The organism is Microbacterium aurantiacum, from assembly GCF_031625015.1.
In the GTDB taxonomy this organism is placed as follows: Bacteria; Actinomycetota; Actinomycetes; order Actinomycetales; family Microbacteriaceae; genus Microbacterium; species Microbacterium aurantiacum.
On sequence record NZ_JAHWXH010000002.1, the window covers coordinates 43,534 to 61,750 of the forward strand.

Below are 18,217 nucleotides of genomic sequence, written 5' to 3' on the forward strand. Positions count from 1 at the left end.
GCCGTGGACGCGGACGGGCGGTGGCGGATCCTGCGGCTGCATGTCGAGGACCAGGTCCCGCTCGCCGCGCTGGCCCGTCACCACGGCCTGGGAGTGCGCACGCTGGAACGCTGGCATGCCCGCTACCGCGCCGGCGGCCTGTCGGCCCTGGGCCGAGTGCCGCGGGCGGACGCGGGCGGGCATCACCTGCCGTCGGACCTCATCGCGCTAATCGAAGGGCTCGGGCTGACCCGGCCCCGCCCACCGATCGCCGCGATCCACCGGACGGTGGTGAAGGTCTGCGCCGGCACCGCGTGGCCGGTCCCGTCCTACGGCGTCGTCCGGTCGATCATCACCGCCCTGGACCCCGGCATGGTCACCCTCGCCCTCGAGGGACCAGGCTCCTACCGGGACAAGTACGAGCTCGCGTTGCGGCGGACGGCCGACCGCCCCAACGCGATGTGGCAGGCCGACCACACCTTGCTGGACATCGTGCTCGTCGGCACGGACGGCAAGCCGGCCCGGCCGTGGCTGACCGTCGTGATGGACGACTGCTCCCGCGCGATCTGCGGCTACACGGTCTTCTTCGGTGCGCCGTCAACGATGCACACCGCCCTGGCGCTACGGCAGGCGATCTGGCCCAAGGCCGACCCCCGGTGGCCGATGTGCGGCATCCCCGACCTGTTGTACGTCGACCACGGGTCGGACTTCACCAGCGACCACCTGGCCCGCACCGCCGTCGACCTGCACATCCGCCTGATCCACTCCGCCGTCGCGCGACCCCAAGGGCGAGGCAAGGTCGAGCGCTTCTTCGGCACGGTCAACACCGAGCTGCTCACCACCCTGCCCGGACACCTCCACAGCGGCGCGGAGCGCTGGCCCGCGCCAGCCCTGTCCTTGGCTGACCTCGACGCCGCCGTCGGGGCGTTCGTCCTGGACTACAACGACCGCGCCCACGGCGAGCTCGGCGTCTCGCCGCGGTCGGCGTGGATCGCCGACGGCTGGCTGCCACGCCTTCCCGACAGCCTCCAGGCGCTGGACGGGCTGCTGCTGACCGTGGCCCGATCCAGGACGGTGCGCCGCGACGGCATCCACTTCCAAGGCATGCGCTACGTCTCACCGACCCTCGCCGGCTTCGTCGGCCGCCCCGTGGTCATCCGCTACGACCCCAGAGACATCACCGAGATCCGCGTCTTCGACCACGACCAGTTCCTGTGCACCGCCGTCGATCAGGAACACCACGCCAAGCAGATCAGCCTCAAGGACGTCCAGGCCGCCCGCAACGCCCGTCGCCGCGCCCTGCGCCGAGGCATCAACGAGCGGATCGCCGTCGTCGCCGCCCACACCCCCGACGCCCCTGCCAGGCCCGTGCCGCCGCGCGTGCCGACCGTGGCGCGGCTCAAGGTCTACAAGGAGGACCTCAGGTGAGCGAACGCTTCATCGTCACCAAGGAGCACCGCCGCTTCACCGAGTTCGCCGACTCCGTCCGGCGCGGGCGCACCATCGGGCTGTGCTTCGGGCCGGCCGGGGTCGGCAAGACCGTCTCCGCACGCCGCTACGCCCACTGGGACCAAGCCCACGAGCTGCTCACCGACTGGGGCCCGCGCTGCGATGACGACGCCAAGATCTACGCCGCGCTGGCCAAGAACCGCACCGCCCTGTACACCCCCGGGGTCCTGACCACCCCGCGGCTGCTGCGCGAGGACCTGGACCGGATCATCACGCGCACCAGCATCTGCATCCAGCAGCACGTCGAAGCCCCCGACCGCATCCCCTTGGACCGGTGGGGCACCCGGCGCACCACCAACTACGTCCAGCTCGTCATCGTCGACGAGTCCGAACGCCTGAGCCCCACCGCGCTCGAGCTCCTACGGGACCGCTACGACCGCGACCAGATCGCCCTGATCCTCATCGGCATGCCCGGGCTGGAGAAGCAGTTCAGCCACTACCCCCAGTTCTACAGCCGCGTCGGCTTCGCCCACCAGTACCGGCCCCTGAGCACCGACGAGATGCTCTTCGTCCTCCAACGCCACTGGCGCTCCCTGGGCAAGACCCTCAACCCCGACGACTTCACCGACGCCCAGACCATCGCCGCGATCAGCCGCATCACCCGCGGCAACTTCCGCCTCCTGGAGCGACTCTTCCCCCAGATCGAACGCGTCCTGAAGATCAACGAGCTGCAGACCATCACCAACGACGTCGTCGAAGCCGCCGCCAGCACCCTCGTCATCGGAGTCAACTAACCGTGCCCCTGAGCGGCTGAAGACCGCCGCCACTCACCGGAGAAAGTCACACATCGGGTGCGATCGCCGCCGGGCGCGCCGAGGCGCGCCCTGGAACGGTGGGTCGTGGTCAGGCGGTCCCGTCCTCGCCGGGCAGTGCCTTCTCGATCGCGGCGATCACCTCGGGGGCGTCGGGCTTCGTGCGAGGGGAGAAGCGCGAAACCTCGCCGTCGGGGCTGATGACGAACTTCTCGAAGTTCCAGCTGATCCCGCCGGCCTTGCCGTCGTCGGTCGGCACGGTGGTCAGCTGCTGGTAGAGAGGATGCGCCTTCTTGCCGTTTAGCTTGACCTTCTCCGACATCGGGAAGGTCACTCCCCACGTCGTGGAGCAGTACTCCTCGATCTTCTCCTCCGAGCCCAATTCCTGGAGGAACTGGTTGCTGGGGAACCCGATGACGGTGAAGCCGCGCGGACCGTATTCCTTCTGCAGCGCTTCGAGGGTCTCGTACTGCGGCGCGAGACCGCACCGTGAAGCGACGTTGACGACGAGCGCCGCACGTCCGCCCGTCAGCTCACCGAAGGTTGTCTCTTCGCCGCGGATGGTGGTGATGGGGATGTCACGAAGGTCCATCCCCGCATCATCCCGCGCCGGGAGGTCGCGCGGCCCGATGTCGGCCCGGTTCTCAGCCGATTCTTACGGGCGCGCCGCGCAGACCCTAGGCTGGCGGCATCCGGGAGGGGATGTCCCATGAGGAATCGGTCTGTGCGCATGCTGGTCATCGCCCCGCTCGTGGCGCTGCTTATGACCGTCGGGGGATGTGCCGCCCCGGCGGCGACCTCGCCGACGCCGGGGAGCACCGCGGGTACCGCCCCCGCTGTGACGGTGTCGGCGTCCACGGCACCCGTGTCCGCCGTGGACCTGGCCGCCGGCGAGATCGACGAAGGGGTGGTCGTCGATGTCCCCGACGCGGGAGAAGGCGTCGGCGTCACGTTCCGTGAGATCACGCTCGCGCCCGGCGCGAGCACAGGCGTGCACTGCCACCACGGTCAGCTGATCGCGGTGGTCCAGGCGGGTGCGCTGACCCACTACGCCGACACGCATCCGGGCGGCGTGCGCGTCTACGCCGCCGGTGAGGCGATCATCGAGGGCGCGTACTACCCCCACGAAGGCGTCAACGAGGGCGAAGAGCCCGTCGTCCTGTGGGTCACCTACGTCATCCCGGAGGGGGAGCCGCTCGCGGAGACCGACCTCGCCCGCTGCGACCCCTGAGCCGTGGCGTCGGGTTGCGGGGGACTGGCAGCCGGGTGAGCATGGACGCATGACGGACGCGCCCGACCCCGCCGCCGACCCCGACCGGGCGGCATCTGCGTCCTCGCGTCGCCGGTGGCCGTGGATCGTCGGTGGAATCGCGACCCTGACGGTTGCGGTGGGTGCGGCGCTCGCCGTGTCGGGATTGACTGCCGGGCCCGACGCGGGACCGACATCGGCGCCGATGCCGACAGCCGCGGCGACCCCGTCGCCCGTACCCACCCCGACTCCCACCCCGACGATCACGGAATTCCCCGCGAACACCGTTGCGTACGATCCCGCGGGGCTGGCGCAGGTGGATGTCTTCGCCGTCAACGCGGGGCTTCCCGTCGACGACGACCCGTACGCGGTGCCGAGCGAAGCGATCGCGACTCCCCGCGCGGCGGGCGCTCCCGTCTTCGCCGATCCGACGGCTGAGCCGATCGGCTTCCTCCCGGCGACCCTCCCCTTCGACGGGACGTCGGTTCCGGTCGTCGAGCGGCAGGAGCACTGGCTGAAGGTGCTCCTCGTCGGACGACAGTCCGTTCCCTCGCAGGGGAACGCCGCGCAGGTCGCCGGGTGGGTCCGAGCCGCCGACGTCGACGTCGTCCCCTCCGACGCGCACGTCGAGGTCGCGATCGGCGCGCGCACGATCGACATCGTGCGCGGCGAGGAGCGGCAGACGATCGCGACGGACTTCGCCTGGGGCACCGAGGCCACGCCGACCCCGCTCGGGCGGTCGTACATCATGACCACGCGCGTCGTGCCCGAGTTCGGCTATACCCGCGGGCACCCCATCGTGTACCTGTCGGTGCAGTCCCCGACGCTCGACGGCTTCGGCGGAGCGGATGCCGCGGTCACGGCGTTCCACTACCACGATGAGCGATCGGGGGCGATCTCCAACGGCTGCGTGCGGGTGGATCCCGCCGCGATCGCTGCGCTCGCCGAGCTGCCGAAGGGCACCCCGGTCCTGATCACGCCGTGACGGCCGGCCCCTTGCTCACCAGGTGGAATCGCCGCGCATGACCGCGTCCGAGCCGCCGTCGATGAAGATCACCTGCCCGCACAGGTGCGCATTCTCCTCGCTGACCAGCCACGCGAGGAGGTAGGCGGCGTCCCGCGGCGGGAAGATCCCGTTGAGCGGCATCGGCACCATCTGCAGGATCGCCTCCCGGGCCTGCTCCGTGCTCGTGAACTGCTCGGTCATCGCCGTCGACACGACCCCCGGGGCGATCGCGTTCAGCGGGATCCCTGCACCTGCCCACTCCGGGGTCGGTGCGTGGCGCCGGATCCAGCGGGCGAGGGCACGCTTCGTGGTCCCGTAGATCGCGTTCGCCTCCTCCGGTGAGCCTGCCGCCAGTTCACGCGCCCGGCTGAGCGCCGCGTCCTCGTCGCCGTCGAGCAGTCGATCGAGGAGCGCGTCGTCCGGTGGATACAGCGACGCCATGGACGCCGTGGCCACGGCGCGCGGCGCGGGCGACTCGGCCAGCAGCGGTCGGAGCCCCTCGAGCGTGGCGACGGCGCCGAAGTAGTTGACGGCCACGGTGGCGACGGTCGGCGACGCGAGCCCCGCGTTCGCGATGACGCCGTCGACGGCGCCGCCGGAGAGGTCTCGGACGCCGTCGACGAGAGCTCTCCGCCCTTCCGGCGTGGTGAGATCCGCATCGATGTCGCTTCCGCGCAGGTCGACGCCGATGATCCGGTTCCCCCGCTCGGCGAGCAGTTCCGCCGTGGCCCGCCCGATTCCGCTCGCAGCACCGGTGATGACGATCGTGCGTGTCATGCTTCCGTCCTCCATTCCCTTCCGGCGCCGATGCCGAAGGCAGCTGGGATGCGCCGACACGTCGAGTGTGCTCCCGCCGCCACGGATGCCGCCAGGGCCGGGGCCGTGAATATGACCTCACCCGTCGGGCACGTCGCGCGTGACATGCTGGGCGAGGACTATCGAGGAGGATCCATGCAGCAGCGACCCTTGGGACACACCGGCCGGAACGTCTCGGTGATCGGACTCGGCACCTGGCAGCTCGGCGCGGACTGGGGAGCGGTCACCGAGGAGGACGCCACCGCGGTGCTCGCGGCATCCGTCGAGCAGGGCGTGACCCTGTTCGACACGGCCGATGTCTACGGCGACGGGCGCAGCGAATCGATCATCGGGCGATTCCTTGCACAGCGTCCTGGCCACGACATCACGGTCGCGACGAAGATGGGGCGGCGGATGCCCCAGGAAAGGGAGAACTACAGCCCGGACAACTTCCGCGCGTGGACCGAGCGCTCGCGACGCAATCTCGGGGTGGACACGCTCGACCTCGTCCAGCTGCACTGCCCTCCGTCGTCGGTCATCGAGGCGGACGGCACCTTCGATGCCCTCGACGCCCTGGTCGCGGACGGCGCGATCGCGGCCTACGGGGTCTCGGTGGAGACGGTCGCGCAGGCGCTCGCCGCGATCTCCCGACCCGGCGTGACGAACGTCCAGATCATCGTCAATCCGTTCCGACTCAAGCCGCTCGACGCGGTCCTCCCGGCCGCGGCGACCGCCGGTGTCGCGGTGTTCGCCCGTGTGCCCCTGGCATCGGGTCTGCTGTCGGGGCGGTACACCTCCGACACGGCCTTCTCCTCCGACGACCACCGCAGCTACAACCGCCACGGTGAGGCTTTCGATCGAGGAGAGACCTTCTCCGGCGTCGACTACGACACGGGAGTCGACGCCGCGTCCGAGCTCGCGGCCGTGCTGCCGGAGAGCGTGACCCTGCCCGCCGCAACGCTCGCGTGGATCGCGGCGCAGAACGGGATCACGAGCGTCATCCCGGGCGCGCGGAACGTCCGGCAAGCGCGCTCCAACGCCGCCGCCGCGGACCTGCTCGAGGGCGGGTTCGACCTCGCCGCCTTCGATGCGGCCGTCCGGCGCGTCTACGACGAGAGGCTGCGCGCGGACATCCACCCCCTGTGGTGACCTGTCTGCGCACGCGGTTGTCCACAGGTCGCCCGCGCAGACGTCGAGCGGACGTTAGCCTCTGCTCGTGCTCATCGAGATCCTCCGCGGCGGCATCCTGCTCGCCTTCCTCGGGTGGGGTGCCGTCCTCGCGGTGATCGATGTGCGCACGCACCGGCTTCCCAACCGCATCGTGCTCCCCGCCTACCCGGTCGCGATCGTCGCGCTCGGTGTGGTGGCGGTCGCCGACGGCGATGCGCACGCGTTCCTCCGCGCCGTCCTCGGCGGACTCGTCCTCTTCGGCGCCTACGCCGTGCTCCGAGGCATCCGGGGCAGCGGGCTCGGCGGCGGCGATGTCAAGCTCGCGGGCGTCCTCGGTCTCCTCCTCGGATTCGCCGGGTGGGGGAGCCTCTTGGTGGGCGCGGCATCGGCGTTCGTCGCGGGTGGCCTCTACGCGATCGCGCTCCTCCTTCTCCGCCGCGCCGATCGTCACACCGCGATCCCCTTCGGCCCGTGGATGCTCCTCGGCGCGTGGCTCGGACTCCTCCCGCCCCTGCTGCAGGGGACTGCGCCGCTCTGACACCCTCTGGCACACATCCACGGGCATGTCGAGCCCCGGAACGGGCGATCAACCGTCGGTATCGTGGCGCACATGGCAGACCTGATCGTGAAAGTGACCGCCTGGGCGCTGTCGCTCCGACTCGTGCGGACGTTCCTGCACTATTCCGAACGCCGCGGTTCGATGCTCGCGGACTCGATCACGTACCGCGCGCTGTTCTCCGTGTTCGCCGGCGTTCTGCTCGGGTTCTCCTTCGCGGCGCTGTGGTTGAGCGACAACCCGGTCGCCTGGCAGTCCCTCATCAGCGCCGTCGACTCCGCCATCCCCGGTCTGCTGGGGGAGGGCGGGCTGATCGACGTGAACGACATCGCCGCCCCCGCGGGGCTGACGGTCGCCGGCATCCTGTCGCTCCTCGGTCTCGTCGGCGCGGCGATCGGCGCGATCGGATCGCTCCGCGCGGCACTGCGCGCGCTCGCCGACCGCGTCGCCGAGGACACGCTCTTCATCTGGGTGATCCTGCGGAATCTCGCCCTGGCCGTCGCGATCGGCGGGGGCTTCGTGCTCTCCGCCGCGGCGACCTTCGCCGGCACCGCCTTCATCGGCACCGTGCGGGAATGGATCGGCATCGGCGACGGCGCGATCGCCGAGTTCGCGACCCGCGGATTCTCGATCGTGGTCGTGTTCCTCCTGGACGCCGGGCTGATCGCCCTCGCCTTCGTGACGCTCGCCGGGGTGAAGGCGCGCCCGAGGACGATCATCGGCGGAGCGGCCATCGGCGGCGTGGGGTTGGTGGCCCTGCAACAGCTGTCCGGACTCTTCGTCGGAGGCGCCGGATCCAACCCGCTCCTCGCCTCCTTCGCCGCCCTCATCGCGCTCCTGCTGTGGTTCAACCTGTCGGCGCAGGTCATCCTCCTGGCCTCCTCCTGGATCATCCTCGGCGTCGCTGAAGATGCCGACCGGGTGCGCGAGCGCCACGGCGCACCCACGTTCATCCTGCGACGTGTGCGCAAGGCAGAGGACGGCGTCCGGGTGGCGACCGAAGAGCTCGACGCGGCACGGGCGGCGGCCGACGCCGAGCGCGAAGCGACCCTCGCCCGGGCGAAGGATGCCGCAGTGGTCGGCGCAGCGAAGGACGACACCCGTGGCTGAGACGCGACCGATCGTGCCGGTGTTCCCCGCCGACGCGATCCGAAATGCCGAGAAGCCGCTCCTCGAGGCGGGCGAGCCGCTCATGCGGCGGGCGGCGGCGGCGCTGGCGGCGGTCGCTCACGCAGAGCTCGCGTCCGACGCCGAGCAGATCCCGAGCGGCACGCATGTCCGACGTCCCCGTGTCCTCGTCCTCGCCGGACCCGGGGACAACGGAGGCGACGCGCTGTACGCCGCCGTCGAACTGACCGAGGGAGCCGACGTCGACGTCCTCCTCGTCAGCGACCGCTTCCACGAGGCGGCCTTCGCTGCGGCGCTCGCCGCAGGGGCCCGTCGGGTGGAGATGTCCGCGGCGCGGGATTCCGCATCGGAGTACACGCTGATCCTCGACGGGATCGTCGGCATCGGAGCATCGGCGGCGCTGCGCGGAACCTCGCGCGAAGTCGTCCGGGTACTCCGCCCGCTCGTGGCGAGCGCCGGGACGAGCGTGATCGCGGTCGACCTGCCGAGCGGTGTGGATCCCGACACCGGAGCCCACGACGACGTCGTGCTCCCGGCATCCGTCACCGTCACGTTCGGCGGGATGAAGGCAGGGCTCGTCGGCGAGGACGGTGCTCCGGTCGCGGGGCGCGTCATCCTGGTCGACTTGGGGCTGGACCTCCTGCCCGACGCCGGCGTGGGAACCGCGCAGATCAGCGCCGTCGTCAGCGGCTGAGGGGTCTTTCCGGCGCGCGAGGAGCCTTCGCGCGACGTGTCGAGTTCATTAAGGTCTGCTGGATCTTTCCCTACCGGTATGCGTCCGGGCCCTCGCACCGCTATTTTCTTGTCGTGCCCGATCAAATCTCGCCTGTCTCGAGCAAGCCGTCTCACGCGCTCGCGCTCGCCCCCGTTCCCACGCCCCCCAGCACGGTCGACGGTTTCGTCAAACAGTTCCTGGAGAACCTCAACCTCGAGCGGGGCGTAACCCTCTCCACGGCGAGCCCGAACGACCGATACATCGCGCTCGCCACCACCGTGCGCGACTTCCTGGTCGCGCGATGGCTCGAAGACATCCGGCGGCAGAAGGATGCGCAGGCGAAGGGCGTCTGCTACCTCTCGGCGGAGTACCTGCTCGGTCGTCAGCTCGACAACAACCTCCTCGCCACACGCCTGACCGACATCGCGACCGAGGCGCTCGCGTCGTGCGGCATCGACATCGATGACATGCGCGCGCTGGAGGTCGAACCGGGCCTCGGCAACGGCGGACTCGGTCGCCTCGCCGCCTGCTTCATCGATTCGCTCGCGACGATGAGTGTCCCGAGCATCGGATACGGCATCCGATACGAGTACGGCATCTTCCGCCAGACCTTCGTGGACGGCCAGCAGGTCGAACAGCCCGACGCGTGGCTCACGCTCGGGTCGCCGTGGGAATTCGCCCACCCGGAGTCCGCGCAGACCATCTCGTTCGGCGGACACACCGAGACCTACGATGACGGCGGCGTCACCCGCAGCCGCTGGGTGCCGGGCTGGAACGTCCAGGCCGTGCCGTACAACTACATGGTGCCCGGCTACCACAACGGACGCGTGAACACGCTCCGTCTGTGGCGGGCCGTCGCCACCGACGCCTTCGACCTGCGGATCTTCAACTCCGGCGACTACGAGGAGGCCGTTCGCGCGCAGACCTACGCCGAGAACATCTCCAAAGTGCTCTACCCGGAGGATTCCACTCCCCAGGGCAAGGAGCTGCGCCTGCAGCAGCAGTACTTCTTCGTCGCCGCGTCCATCCGCGACTTCCTGGACCACATGCTCACGCCGGGCTTCGATCTGTCCAAGCTCCCCGACCGGGTCATCTTCCAGCTCAACGACACCCACCCCGTCATCGCGGTCCCGGAGTTCATGCGCGTCCTCGTCGACGAGGAGCACATGGAGTGGGATGCGGCGTGGGAGATCACGCAGCAGTGCTTCGCCTACACGTGCCACACGCTGCTGCCGGAAGCACTCGAGGTGTGGTCGGTGGAGCTTCTCGGTCGGCTGCTGCCACGGCATCTGGAGATCATCTACCGCATCAACGACGCCTTCCTCGAGGAGGTGCGCGAGCGCTTCGGCGACGACGAGATGCGCATCCGGAACATGTCCATCATCGCGGAGTTCCCCGAGCGCTCGGTGCGGATGGCGTACCTCGCCACCGTGGCCGGGGCGAAGGTCAACGGCGTCGCGGAGCTGCACTCGCAGCTCCTGCGTGAGAAGGTCCTTCCGGACTTCGACGAGTTCTACCCGGGCAAGTTCACCAACGTCACCAACGGCGTCACGCCCCGTCGGTTCCTGCGCCTGGCGAATCCGGGCCTGGCCGGCCTCATCACCGACGCGCTCGGTGCGGGCTGGACCGTCGACCTGGAACGTCTGCGGGGGCTGGAGTCCTTCGCGGAGGACCCGGAGTTCCGTGCCCGCTTCGCCGAGGTCAAGGCTGCGAACAAGCGCGTGCTGAGCGATGTGCTGCGCGCGCGGGACGGGTTCGAGGTCAGCGACGGGCACATGCTCGACGTCATGGTCAAGCGCCTGCACGAGTACAAGCGGCAGATGCTGAAGGTGCTGCACATCGTCACGTCCTACGAGCGGATCGTCTCGGGCCGGGTGAGGGCGGAGGACGTCCCGGGGCGCGCCTTCATCTTCGGCGCCAAGGCCGCGCCCGGCTATGCCATGGCCAAGCGCATCATCCACCTCATCAACGCCGTGGGGGAGGTCGTCAACAACGACCCCCGCGTCCAGGGGCGCCTGCAGGTCCTCTTCCCGCCGAACTACAACGTCACCCTCGCCGAGCGCGTCATCCCCGCCGCCGACCTCTCCGAGCAGATCTCGCTCGCGGGCAAGGAGGCCTCGGGAACCGGCAACATGAAGTTCGCCCTCAACGGCGCGCTGACCATCGGCACGGATGACGGAGCGAACGTCGAGATCCGCGAACTCGTGGGAGACGACAACTTCTTCCTCTTCGGCATGACCGAGCCCGAGGTCGAGGAGCTGTGGACGCGCGGGTACAAGCCCGCGGAGTTCTACCAGCAGGACGAGGACCTCCGGCGTGCGATCGACCTGATCGCGTCGGGGGCGTTCTCGAACGGCGATCGCACGGTCTTCGAACCGATCGTGTCGAACCTGCTGTACGACGACCGGTTCATGGTGCTCGCGGACTACGCCTCGTACATCCGGGCGCAGGACCGCGTCGACGCCGCGTACGCCGACCAGGATGCCTGGACCAAGGCCGCGATCCTCAACATCGCGCGGTGCGGCTTCTTCTCGTCGGACCGTTCCATCCGCGACTACATCGACCGGATCTGGCACACTCCGCCCATGCTGTGAGCGTCGGCCCCGCGTGACGCCCGCTGTCGCCGAGTCCCGTCGGCGTCAGCGGGCGTAACGCTCGACGAAGGTACGGAGCATCCGTGAGGGCTCGCTGACGGGTGCGCGCCGGACGGCGGCGAGGGTGAGGTCGAGCTCGTCCGCCGCGAAGTACCCGTAGTCCGCGTAGGCGTGGATGCGGGTCGTGATCCCGTCGAGGTCCAGCTCCGGGTGGAACTGGGTCGCGTAGACGTTGCGGCCGACGCGGAACATCTGCACCGGGCAGGTCGAGGACGAGGCCAGCAGCGTCGCCGACGGGGGAAGCCGCGAGATGGCCTCCTTGTGTCCGACGAAGGCCGAGAACGACGCCGGCATGCCCGCCACCAGCGGATCCGCCCGGCCGTCGTCCGTGAGCGTCACGTCGACCACGCTGATCGGTTCGGAGTGGACGCGGTCGATGACCGCGCCCTGGTGCGCACCGAGCGTGCCCACGCCGTAGCACGCACCCAGGAACGGGATGTCCCGTGCGACGACGTCGTCGAGCAGCGTCGCGAACTCGCGCTCCACGCGGACCTGGACGCTCGACTTCCGCTCCGCGGGATCGGACGCGTTGAAGGGGCCGCCGCCGACGAAGATGCCTGAAAGCGAATCGAGGTCGAACACGGGCATCGGGCGGGATTCCAGCCGCACCCGGAGGAGGTCCCGTTCCTCGAGGCCGGTGTAGCGCAGGAACAGCGCATACTCCTCATCGGCGGGTACGTCCTCGGCACGCGTGGACAGGAGGACGAAGGGCTTCACGTGACCACGATAGTCGGCCGCGCGCAAGTGCCTCATCCCGCCGGTGGGGGCGGACTATGCTCGCGGCATGGCTATCGCACGACTGCATCAAGGACCCCTCGACGGACAGCTTCTCCCTCTGGAGGAGGACGACCTCGAGCGCCTCATCGTCCCCTACAGCGAGACCCAGGTCGTCTACGAACGCAAGGGTGAGCCGGAGCACACCGGGGACAGCGACGGACCGACCGAGATCAACTTCTGGTTCGTCGAGGCCGCGGACGTCATTGATCCCGCGGGCGATTCGGTGTGAGCGCAGCGACCGATCCGGCGGCGTCGTCGTCCGCCGACGGGGAGCCGTCGCGGACGGTGGAGATCGAGCTCAAGTTCGATGTCGATGACACTGTCTCCCTTCCGGACTGGACCGCGCTGCCCGGCGTGGCGACGGTCGGCGATCCGGAGCTCCGCGACCTCGACGCGCTCTATTTCGACACGCTCGACTTCGCCCTCGCCCAGCGCGGCTACGCTCTGCGGCGTCGCCTGGGCGGACCCGACGCCGGGTGGCACATCAAGGGCCCGCGCGTGCGGGGCGCTCGCGTGGAGATCGGCTGGCCGCTGGGAGACGAGGATTCGGCGACCCCAGCAGAGGCGGAGGGCATCGGCCTCGTCCCGGCGATCCCGGACGAGGTCCGGGCGGCGGTCGCGGAGATCGTCACCGGAACCGTGGGTCCCATCGCCCGCCTGCGCAACACGCGCACGGCGTACGCTCTGACGGATGCCGCGGGCGACACGGTGGCGGAGGTCGTCGACGACCACGTCGCGGCGCTGGACGCACGCACCGGCGCCGAGCGCAGCTGGCGCGAATGGGAGGTCGAGCTCGGTCCCTCGGCCCCGGCGGACGATCACGAGCGCGCGGCGTTCTTCGCCGCCGTCGTTGAGGCGGTCACCTCCGCGGGCGGCCGGGAAGCCGCCTCCGCATCAAAGCTCGCCCGCGCCCTCGGCTACTGACGCCGGGCGCCCGCGCGGAGCCGCCTCTAGCGACGCGGCGGGCGGTCTGCGGGGAAATGGGCCAGAACGGTAGCCGACCCTCGTCTCGCGCGCTCTCGCAGCGCGGTCAGGCTGTGGAACGGGCGCATCGACATCGTCATTCCGGTGCGCCGGACGAACTGGATGCGTCCTCGTTCGCCGACGTGGAACGCCAAATCGAGATCGTCGTGCAGGTCTGCGTCGTGACGATGGACGTGAGCGCGTACCTCTCGCCAGCACGACGCACGGATGCCGAGGTTGGAGCCGAAAAGCGGGAGATGGCCGAGCAGGGGCGTCATCACCGCGGCGTAGGCGAGAAGATACGCCGCGGCGAGCGGCCCGCGCAAGAGCGCAGGACTGTCGGCGAACCGGGCCCCGCCCGTGACCGCCACCGTGCCGGGGTGGGCATCGAACGCATCGGCCATCGTCCGCACCCACGCGGGGCCCGGGTGGCAGTCGGCATCGAGGCGGAGCAGGACGTCGCCCGAGGCCGCGTCGTACCCGGCCGCGCTGGCGGCGGGGATGCCGGGCTCCTCACACACGATGACGCGCGCACCGTGGGCCTGCGCCACCCGGGCGCTGTCGTCGCGCGAGCCGTTGTCCACGACGAGCACTTCGTCGGGAACGCGATCCTGTCGGCGGAGAGCGCGCAGACACCGCGCGAGGTGCGGTGCGTCGTCGAGGACGGGGATCACAACGGTGACGCGGGAACGGTGCGGCTGCGGCATCCGTCGACCCCATCGGAATTGTGTCGATCCGGCGAGGGGGTTGACTCCGCCCGGACACCTTCACGCCGATACGCGGCGGCGGGGCACGGGCTCGTGCCCGTGCCCCGCTCGATCGTTTCGGATCAGAGGTTGATCATGTGCCCCGCGAGGCCGTGGAACGCCTCCTGGAGGCCCTCCGACAGCGTGGGGTGGGTGTGGATGTTCCGGGCCGCCTCGAGCGCGGTGAGGTCCCACTTCTGCGCGAGCGTGAGCTCGGGGAGAAGCTCCGAGACATCGGGGCCGATGAGGTGACCGCCGAGGAGCTCGAGGTGCTCTCCGTCGGCGATGAGCTTGACGAAGCCGATCGGCTCGCCGAGACCGTTGGCCTTGCCGTTCGCGGAGAACGGGAACTTCGCGACCTTCACGTCGTAGCCGGCGTCGCGCGCCTGCTGCTCGGTGAGGCCGAAGGACGCCACCTGCGGCGAGCAGAACGTCGCCCGCGGCATCATGCGGTAGTCGCCGAGGGTCATCGTCTCGGCCTTGCCGATGGTCTCTGCGGCCACAACACCCTGCGCTTCGGCCACGTGCGCGAGCTGGAGCTTCGCAGTGACGTCGCCGATCGCGTAGATGTGGGGCACGGAGGTGCGCATGTGGTCGTCGATCTCGATGGCGCCGCGGTCGGTCAGCTTCACGCCGGTGGTCTCGAGGCCGAAGCCCTCCACGTTGGGCGCGAACCCGATCGACATCAGAACCTTGTCGGCCTCGATCGAGCCCTGGGCGCCGTCCTTGCCGGTGTAGGTGACGGTGACCTTGTCGCCGGAGTCGACGACCGTCTCGACCTTGGTGGAGGTCAGGATGTCGACGCCGTACTTCTTGTACTGACGGGCGATCTCCTTGGACACGTCGGCGTCCTCGTTCGGCAGTGCACGGTCGAGGAACTCGATGATCGTGACCTTCACGCCGTAGTTGGTCATCACGAAGGCGAACTCCATGCCGATTGCGCCGGCGCCGACGATGACGATCGACTCCGGAAGTTCGCGCGTCATGATCTGCTCTTCGTAGGTCACGACGTTCTCGCTCAGCTCGACGCCCGGCAGCAGTCGCACCTTCGAGCCGGTCGAGATGATCGCGTTGTCGAAGGTCACCTCGTCGGTGGAGCCGTCGCTCTTGGCGACCGTGAGGGCGTTCGGGCCCGTGAAGGTGCCACGCCCTTCGTACTCGGTCACCTTGTTCTTCTTCATGAGGAAGTGGATGCCCTTGACGTGGGTGTCCGAGACCTTCCGGCTGCGATCCCACGCGACACCGAAGTCGAAGTGGACGTCACCCGAGATGCCGAACAGCTCGGCCTTGTCGTGGAACGTGTGGGCGAGGTCGGCGTTCTTCAGGAGAGCCTTCGAGGGGATGCACCCGACGTTCAGGCACACACCACCCCAGTACTTCTCCTCGATGATCGCGACCGTGAGGCCGAGCTGGGCGGCGCGGACGGCCGCGACGTACCCGCCGGGGCCTGCGCCGAGGATGGCGACGTCGTAGTGAGGCATGGCTCCCAGCCTATCGCCCGCCGGCGGCGTCGGAACCGTCGCGCGCGCCCGCCCGGGTACGTCGCGCGCGGGACACGATCAGGTACGTCACCGCGGCGGCGACGAGGAGCAGGATCACGACACCGCCGATGATCCAGGAGGTGGCCGAGGACGCCGGCTCGGTCGTCACCGGTTCCGGAGTCGTCGTCTCCACCGGGGTCACCGTCGGCTCCACGGTCGGCGTCGGCTCGACCGTGGCCGTCGGCGACGCCGTCGCGGTGGGGCTCGGTGCCGGCGGAGCGGTCACGATGAAGGAGAGCTCGCCGGAGATCGGGTGCCCGTCGCTGGAGACCACCTTCCACAGGACCGTGACCTCGCCGGAGGCCGTGCCCGCCAGCGCCTGGGACAGGGTGGTGCCTTCGACGACGGGTGCCCCGTCGTTCAGGGCCGTGCCGGCGGCATCCGTCACCTGGATCTCGGACGCCCCTTCGTCGGGCGCGATGTCCGCGCTGAAGGTCAGCGTCAGAGCAGCCGGGAGCGTCTCCACGGCGGATCCGGCAGCGGGGTCGCTTCCGACCAACTCGTCGTGCGCCGCGGCCGGAGACGCGGGAAGGAGCACCGCGGCGAGCAGGACGGCGAACGCCAGCCACGCGGCGGCGAATGTCTGTCGAGGGGAGCGGCGGGCGGGAAGGGAGGCGTGTGCGGTCATCACGCGGACGAGGGTATCGACCCGCGTTCCACGGAACCTGAACGGGTGGGCGCGCAACGGCTCCCGCTCATCGTCCGGCTCTCATCCGGGTCCGCGCATCGGCTAGGCTGGCACCTCGAAAGGAGCACCACGTGGAGGACTACCGCCGGCCAGAGCCGGACGACATCCGTCGCTCTGCCGATGCACGGGGCGACATCGTCGGCTCCGATCGCGGAAGCGACATCACCCAGACATTCGGGCATGACTCCGACCTGTCGTTCGTGCCGTTCGGCAGCGACCTCGGCGAGGCCGAATTGGAGGCGATCGACGCTCTGCCGTCGGGCGCCGCGCTCCTGATCGTCCGGTCGGGTCCGACCGCCGGTGCACGCTACCTCCTCGACTCGGACGTGACGACGGTGGGGCGGCATCCCGAGGCCGACATCTTCTTCGATGACGTCACGGTGTCCCGTCGCCACGCGGAGATCGCCCGCCAGGGGGCTTCGTTCGAGCTCGTGGACCAGCGCTCCCTCAACGGCACCTACGTCAATGGCGAACGGGTCGACCGCGCGACGCTGACCAACGGCGCCGAGGTGCGGGTCGGGAAGTTCCGACTGAACTTCTTCGTCTCGCCCGTCGATCTCGCCGCATCCTCGGAAGGCTGATGCCGGCCGCCGCCGCCCGCGAACGTTCGTCGTCCGCGGGTCTTCTGAGCATCGGTCAGGTCCTGGCCCGGCTCTCGCCGGAGTTCCCCGCGCTCACCTCCAGCAAGCTCCGCTTCCTCGAGGTCCAGGGGATCGTCACCCCGATGCGCACCGAGTCGGGCTACCGCAAGTTCTCCATGGCGGATCTCGAGCGGCTGCGCCTCGCCCTCACTCTGCAGCGCGACCACTATCTGCCCCTCTCGGTGATCCGCGACTATCTCGCCGACGTCGACGCGGGGCGCGACCCGGCGACGCCCACGGCCGTGCCGCCGCCGTCCATCGTCCCCGCGCCGCGGCGCTACCGTCGGGACGAGCTGCTGTCGGCCTCCGGCGCGGCACCGCAGCTCCTCAACGACGCGATCAGCACCGGGATCATCACGGCCGCGGAGTCGTACCCCGAGCAGACCGTCGCGCTGATGCGATCGCTGGTCGCCCTCGACCGGCACGGTATCGAGCCGCGCCACGTCCGCGCCCTCCGCCAGAACGCCGATCGTGATGTGGCGCTCGTGGAACAGGCGCTGGCGCCCATCCTGCGTCGCACCGACGCCGCCTCCCGCGGTCGTGCGGGCGAAGTCGCCGGAGAACTGACCCGCCGTCTCGACGAAGTGCGCTCCACGTTCGTGCGCGCTGCGCTCGAGAGGCTGCTGTCCTGACCGTGGTGGGCGACACGCCGAGACCCGATCGCCGGATGTCGTTGCCGGAGGGCTCCGGCTCACCTAACGTGGAGACATCCGAATCTAAGGGGGGACGAGCATGAGCGCTCGTGAAGCGGCCGACGAACAGCCTTTCGTCGCCGACCTCCTTTTCACCGACGGTCTGCCCCAGATGGACGACGAGGTCGGATACCGCGGGGCCGTCGCCGCACGGGCCGCGGGGATCACCTATCGGCAGCTGGACTACTGGGCTCGCACCGAGCTCGTCGAGCCCACCGTCCGCGGTGCGAGCGGGTCAGGGTCGCAGCGTCTCTACGGTTTCCGCGACATCCTCGTCCTGAAGCTCGTCAAGCGGCTCCTCGACACCGGGATCTCCCTGCAGCAGATCCGCACCGCGGTCGACCAGCTGCGCGCCGCGGGGATCCGCGACCTGGCCGGAACGACGCTCATGAGCGACGGGGCATCGGTCTACCTCTGCACCTCGAACGACGAGGTCATCGATCTGGTCAGCCGCGGGCAGGGTGTGTTCGGCATCGCCGTCGGGAAGGTGCTGCGCGAGGTCGAGTCCACACTCGTCGACTTCGACGCGCAGACGCCCGAGATCATGGACGAGCTCTCCGCTCGTCGCGCCGCGCGCACGGCCTGAGTCGCCTCGCGATCACCCTGCATGGGCTGCGCCTTCAGGCGCAGCATCGGTCGAGATCGCGTGGCCGATC

20 protein-coding genes are annotated in these 18,217 nt (G+C 69.8%); 14 read left to right on the forward strand and 6 right to left on the reverse strand.

Going from position 1 to position 18,217, the window contains the following annotated elements; all coding sequences use genetic code 11:
* Nucleotides 1-3 precede the first annotated feature (3 nt).
* Both KZC50_RS09850 and KZC50_RS09855 read left to right on the forward strand, forming a co-directional pair.
* Nucleotides 4-1,407: a TnsB C-terminal domain-containing protein gene (locus KZC50_RS09850; RefSeq protein WP_310891580.1), complete on the forward strand. Its 1,404-nt coding sequence runs from the start codon at nt 4-6 to the stop codon at nt 1,405-1,407.
* Nucleotides 1,404-2,222: an AAA family ATPase gene (locus KZC50_RS09855; RefSeq protein WP_147794725.1), complete on the forward strand. Its 819-nt coding sequence runs from the start codon at nt 1,404-1,406 to the stop codon at nt 2,220-2,222. The genes KZC50_RS09850 and KZC50_RS09855 overlap by 4 nt, the downstream gene beginning before the upstream one ends.
* 109 nt (nt 2,223-2,331) lie before the next feature.
* On the opposite strand, the gene KZC50_RS09860 is transcribed toward KZC50_RS09855, so the two are convergent.
* Nucleotides 2,332-2,832, reverse strand: a complete 501-nt coding sequence (locus KZC50_RS09860) for a glutathione peroxidase (RefSeq protein ID WP_301132491.1) — start codon at nt 2,830-2,832, stop codon at nt 2,332-2,334.
* A 117-nt stretch (nt 2,833-2,949) separates the two neighbouring features.
* Here KZC50_RS09860 and KZC50_RS09865 point away from each other — a divergent pair, with 117 nt between their 5' ends.
* Entirely contained in the window at nt 2,950-3,471 is a 522-nt protein-coding gene (locus tag KZC50_RS09865) for a cupin domain-containing protein (RefSeq protein WP_310891581.1), read from the forward strand.
* A gap of 49 nt (nt 3,472-3,520) precedes the next feature.
* Nucleotides 3,521-4,474 (forward strand): L,D-transpeptidase, encoded by a 954-nt coding sequence (locus KZC50_RS09870; protein ID WP_310891582.1) that lies wholly within the window; start codon nt 3,521-3,523, stop codon nt 4,472-4,474.
* A 15-nt stretch (nt 4,475-4,489) separates the two neighbouring features.
* Here KZC50_RS09870 and KZC50_RS09875 read toward each other — a convergent pair whose 3' ends face one another.
* Nucleotides 4,490-5,272 (reverse strand): SDR family oxidoreductase, encoded by a 783-nt coding sequence (locus KZC50_RS09875; RefSeq protein ID WP_310891583.1) that lies wholly within the window; start codon nt 5,270-5,272, stop codon nt 4,490-4,492.
* A gap of 174 nt (nt 5,273-5,446) precedes the next feature.
* Here KZC50_RS09875 and KZC50_RS09880 point away from each other — a divergent pair, with 174 nt between their 5' ends.
* From KZC50_RS09880 to KZC50_RS09900, 5 genes are all read left to right on the forward strand, one after another.
* Complete coding sequence (locus tag KZC50_RS09880) at nt 5,447-6,439, forward strand: aldo/keto reductase (protein WP_301132487.1); 993 nt, start codon at nt 5,447-5,449, stop codon at nt 6,437-6,439.
* Between the two features lie 67 nt (nt 6,440-6,506).
* Nucleotides 6,507-6,998, forward strand: coding sequence for a prepilin peptidase (locus tag KZC50_RS09885; protein WP_310891584.1), 492 nt, complete (start codon nt 6,507-6,509; stop codon nt 6,996-6,998).
* 72 nt (nt 6,999-7,070) lie between these two features.
* A complete protein-coding gene (locus KZC50_RS09890) occupies nt 7,071-8,126 on the forward strand; it encodes a YihY/virulence factor BrkB family protein (RefSeq protein ID WP_310891585.1) in 1,056 nt (351 codons plus the stop codon).
* Complete coding sequence (locus KZC50_RS09895) at nt 8,119-8,838, forward strand: NAD(P)H-hydrate epimerase (RefSeq protein WP_310891586.1); 720 nt, start codon at nt 8,119-8,121, stop codon at nt 8,836-8,838. Before KZC50_RS09890 ends, KZC50_RS09895 begins: the two co-directional genes overlap by 8 nt.
* A 113-nt stretch (nt 8,839-8,951) precedes the next feature.
* Complete coding sequence (locus KZC50_RS09900; RefSeq protein WP_310891587.1) at nt 8,952-11,453, forward strand: glycogen/starch/alpha-glucan phosphorylase; 2,502 nt, start codon at nt 8,952-8,954, stop codon at nt 11,451-11,453.
* A gap of 45 nt (nt 11,454-11,498) precedes the next feature.
* Here KZC50_RS09900 and KZC50_RS09905 read toward each other — a convergent pair whose 3' ends face one another.
* Nucleotides 11,499-12,230, reverse strand: coding sequence for a glutamine amidotransferase (locus tag KZC50_RS09905; RefSeq protein WP_301132482.1), 732 nt, complete (start codon nt 12,228-12,230; stop codon nt 11,499-11,501).
* A 67-nt stretch (nt 12,231-12,297) separates the two neighbouring features.
* Between KZC50_RS09905 and KZC50_RS09910 the strand changes: the two genes are divergently transcribed.
* Nucleotides 12,298-12,519, forward strand: coding sequence for a response regulator (locus KZC50_RS09910; protein WP_301132481.1), 222 nt, complete (start codon nt 12,298-12,300; stop codon nt 12,517-12,519).
* Nucleotides 12,516-13,214, forward strand: coding sequence for a CYTH domain-containing protein (locus KZC50_RS09915; RefSeq protein WP_310891588.1), 699 nt, complete (start codon nt 12,516-12,518; stop codon nt 13,212-13,214). Before KZC50_RS09910 ends, KZC50_RS09915 begins: the two co-directional genes overlap by 4 nt.
* A 26-nt stretch (nt 13,215-13,240) precedes the next feature.
* Here KZC50_RS09915 and KZC50_RS09920 read toward each other — a convergent pair whose 3' ends face one another.
* From KZC50_RS09920 to KZC50_RS09930, 3 genes are all read right to left on the reverse strand, one after another.
* Nucleotides 13,241-13,960: a glycosyltransferase family A protein gene (locus tag KZC50_RS09920; protein ID WP_310891589.1), complete on the reverse strand. Its 720-nt coding sequence runs from the start codon at nt 13,958-13,960 to the stop codon at nt 13,241-13,243.
* Nucleotides 13,961-14,082: 122 nt separating this feature from the next.
* Nucleotides 14,083-15,480: a dihydrolipoyl dehydrogenase gene (gene lpdA / locus KZC50_RS09925; protein ID WP_236968556.1), complete on the reverse strand. Its 1,398-nt coding sequence runs from the start codon at nt 15,478-15,480 to the stop codon at nt 14,083-14,085.
* A 10-nt stretch (nt 15,481-15,490) separates the two neighbouring features.
* Nucleotides 15,491-16,168 (reverse strand): copper resistance CopC family protein, encoded by a 678-nt coding sequence (locus KZC50_RS09930; RefSeq protein WP_310891590.1) that lies wholly within the window; start codon nt 16,166-16,168, stop codon nt 15,491-15,493.
* 131 nt (nt 16,169-16,299) lie between these two features.
* Here KZC50_RS09930 and KZC50_RS09935 point away from each other — a divergent pair, with 131 nt between their 5' ends.
* From KZC50_RS09935 to KZC50_RS09945, 3 genes are all read left to right on the forward strand, one after another.
* Complete coding sequence (locus KZC50_RS09935) at nt 16,300-16,809, forward strand: FHA domain-containing protein (RefSeq protein WP_310891591.1); 510 nt, start codon at nt 16,300-16,302, stop codon at nt 16,807-16,809.
* Nucleotides 16,809-17,501 carry a transcriptional regulator FtsR gene (gene ftsR, locus KZC50_RS09940; RefSeq protein WP_310891592.1) on the forward strand — a complete coding sequence of 231 codons (693 nt, stop codon included), beginning with the start codon at nt 16,809-16,811 and terminating at the stop codon, nt 17,499-17,501. Before KZC50_RS09935 ends, ftsR begins: the two co-directional genes overlap by 1 nt.
* A 100-nt stretch (nt 17,502-17,601) precedes the next feature.
* Nucleotides 17,602-18,147: a MerR family transcriptional regulator gene (locus KZC50_RS09945; protein WP_053547253.1), complete on the forward strand. Its 546-nt coding sequence runs from the start codon at nt 17,602-17,604 to the stop codon at nt 18,145-18,147.
* Nucleotides 18,148-18,217 lie beyond the last annotated feature (70 nt).